This window comes from Desulfogranum marinum (genome assembly GCF_016918565.1).
Lineage (GTDB): Bacteria > Desulfobacterota > Desulfobulbia > Desulfobulbales > Desulfobulbaceae > Desulfogranum > Desulfogranum marinum.
Genome location: NZ_JAFFQD010000116.1, coordinates 1 through 2,212 on the forward strand (window position 1 = coordinate 1; position 2,212 = coordinate 2,212).

The 2,212-nt window shown below is 48.8% G+C and carries 2 protein-coding genes; both read right to left on the reverse strand.

The genetic code is table 11. The features are described 5' to 3' along the window. Positions 1 to 182 precede the first annotated feature (182 nt). Positions 183 to 1,046, reverse strand: a complete 864-nt coding sequence (locus tag JWH17_RS23085) for a tyrosine-type recombinase/integrase (protein ID WP_205225058.1) — start codon at positions 1,044 to 1,046, stop codon at positions 183 to 185. Next, positions 997 to 2,121, reverse strand: coding sequence for a tyrosine-type recombinase/integrase (locus JWH17_RS23090; protein ID WP_205225059.1), 1,125 nt, complete (start codon positions 2,119 to 2,121; stop codon positions 997 to 999). The genes JWH17_RS23085 and JWH17_RS23090 overlap by 50 nt, the downstream gene beginning before the upstream one ends. Positions 2,122 to 2,212: the final 91 nt, after the last annotated feature.

The following is a 2,212-nucleotide window of genomic DNA, read 5'->3' on the forward strand; positions in this document are numbered from 1 at the left end:
ACAGTTTGTATACGTAACAACCCTGTTTTTTCTTGTTGATTTAGATGTTTACCTGCAGCTAACTTTTCCCATTATATTCTTTTAAGTCAAGATTTATCTCCGAATTGAGCGGAGTCAGGGACCGCTTGTGAGAATGGGCCCCCAAGTCGCTCGTCGGAGCAAGTGGTCTCTGGTGGAGCGGTTTAACACCTCATATTCCATGAGGTCAGCGATCCCTTTACTTCCATGAGCCTGGTCATAGCCTGGTAGTAATCCATACGGGCCTTCTGATTTGACAGGCGGGCATAGCGCATCGTCGTCTTGATTTTACTATGACCAAGCAGGTACTGAATCGTAACAATGTCGGCACCAGCGTTGAGCAGATCAGTGGCCATCGTATGTCGAAGCTGATGGCAACTTACATGAACACCGCTTTTTGCTGAGTAATATTCGGCCCTCTTCTGGATGCCTCTTACCGATAATGGCTTTCCTTTGTAGAGACCTTTTTCAACCAGAAAGATGCGTGGCTCGTCCGTCTCAGGCCGCAGCCGTAAATACGCAGCTAACGCATCTGCTGCATCGTCATAAAGAAAAACCAACCGGTCCCTAGCTCCTTTACCACACCGTACCATGATCTGATTGCGGCGATGATCAATAACGCCGAGGGTCAGATTGGCCACTTCCTCAACTCTCAGTCCGCAGCGCAGCATCAATAAAAAAATGGCCAAGTCTCGCTGTTTGCTGATCACACCAAAGAACGCAGCGACCTCGCTGTCCTGAAGGAATCTTGGCAGCGGTTTGGGCAGACGTAACGATAAGCCGCTGATTACCGGATTCTCAATCTCCCGTTGCTCCTCCTCCATGAGATAACGGTAGAAGCTGCGGATAGCAATTAGGTGACCGTTAATCGTCTGAGGACCGAGCCTTCTATCAAGCAGGATATCGATAAAATCCTTAATGTGGATCGACTCTGCCGATTCAACCGCAACCGGCAGCCAGCCAAGAAAGTGCTGCAGTCTATTCAGATAGTTTTTTCTTGTGTGGCTTGAGTAGTTTCTTCTCTTCAAATACCTCCTGTAATGCAGTACTGACTCGGTAAGGTTCATCAGATTCTCCTCCCCGTTGGATAACAGCCATGGCCCGGTAATAGTCTTCTTCTCTTCGCTTATCGGAGAGCCGTGCATAGCGCAGAGTCATCTCGATATCCTGATGGCCGAGGATCTGTTGCAGGACCTCGACACGCATGCCGGCGTTGATCATCTCGGTGGCAAAAGTGTGCCTGAGGCTGTGAGGGCTGTACCCCTTATCTAAGAGGTCGGCCCGCTCAAGCGTTTTTCTCATCGCATTCCATGCGGAAGCATAGGTCAGTGGTTTGTCTGACCTGCCGTAAAACAGATAGCGTCGGGTTTTGTCGCGGGTTCGCAGCCACTGCTTGAGCGCCTGTTCGGCGTCACTACTGTAATAAACTTCTCGTCCTTCATAGTTCTTGGCACCAACGTAGAGTAAAATCTTCTGATCGTGCAGGACGATATCATCGACCTTCACCTCCAGCAGTTCTCCTATTCGCATGCCGGTTCGCAGCAGGAGCATAATCAGGGCTCGATCTCTTACGCTTGCAATTGCATCGAGAATACGGTCGATATCTTCTTTGGGAATTGCCTTGGGGAGGGTGTCCGGTTCCTGTATACGAATCTTAGGCTTCATGGTTTCAGGGGTCACTATCTCTTGCTCTACCAGGTAGTTGATGAAGGCATAGACCACCCGCAAGTGAGAGATTATTGAAACGGTCTTGAGCCCCCTATCTTGTTCTCCTTCTACAAAAGCACCGATGTCACCCCTCGTCAATGCCAATATCGAACTGTTTTCTTTGTTGAGAAAATGCATGAAAGCCAGAATGACACCGCCTGCATGATCAATGGTACGATGCGAAAGGTTCTTTATATATTTGCCGTGCAAGTATGCTGTGACTAATTGGTTGCCCGGCAGGTTACTTGCGGTTATGCGCGTAGTCCAGCGGTCCAATATCTTGCGTTTATAGGGGACAGGCGCAGATGCGGGGTCCGGATAACTGGAGCGAGAGGGGGCGGTTGGATGGTAATCAGGAGTTAGTACGTCTTGGCGTATACCTGTTGTTTCGGTCATCGTGTCCTCCTTTTTCTTTGTTGAAAAAACAGGATGTTAATGACCGCATTATAACATTTTATGCGGTTTTTACTTTGTTACGTATAAACAG

Bases quoted from the DNA above. Each gene is read 5' to 3' on its own strand.
- JWH17_RS23090 (WP_205225059.1), bottom strand. From the start codon at position 2,121: ATGACCGAAACAACAGGTATACGCCAAGACGTACTAACTCCTGATTAC.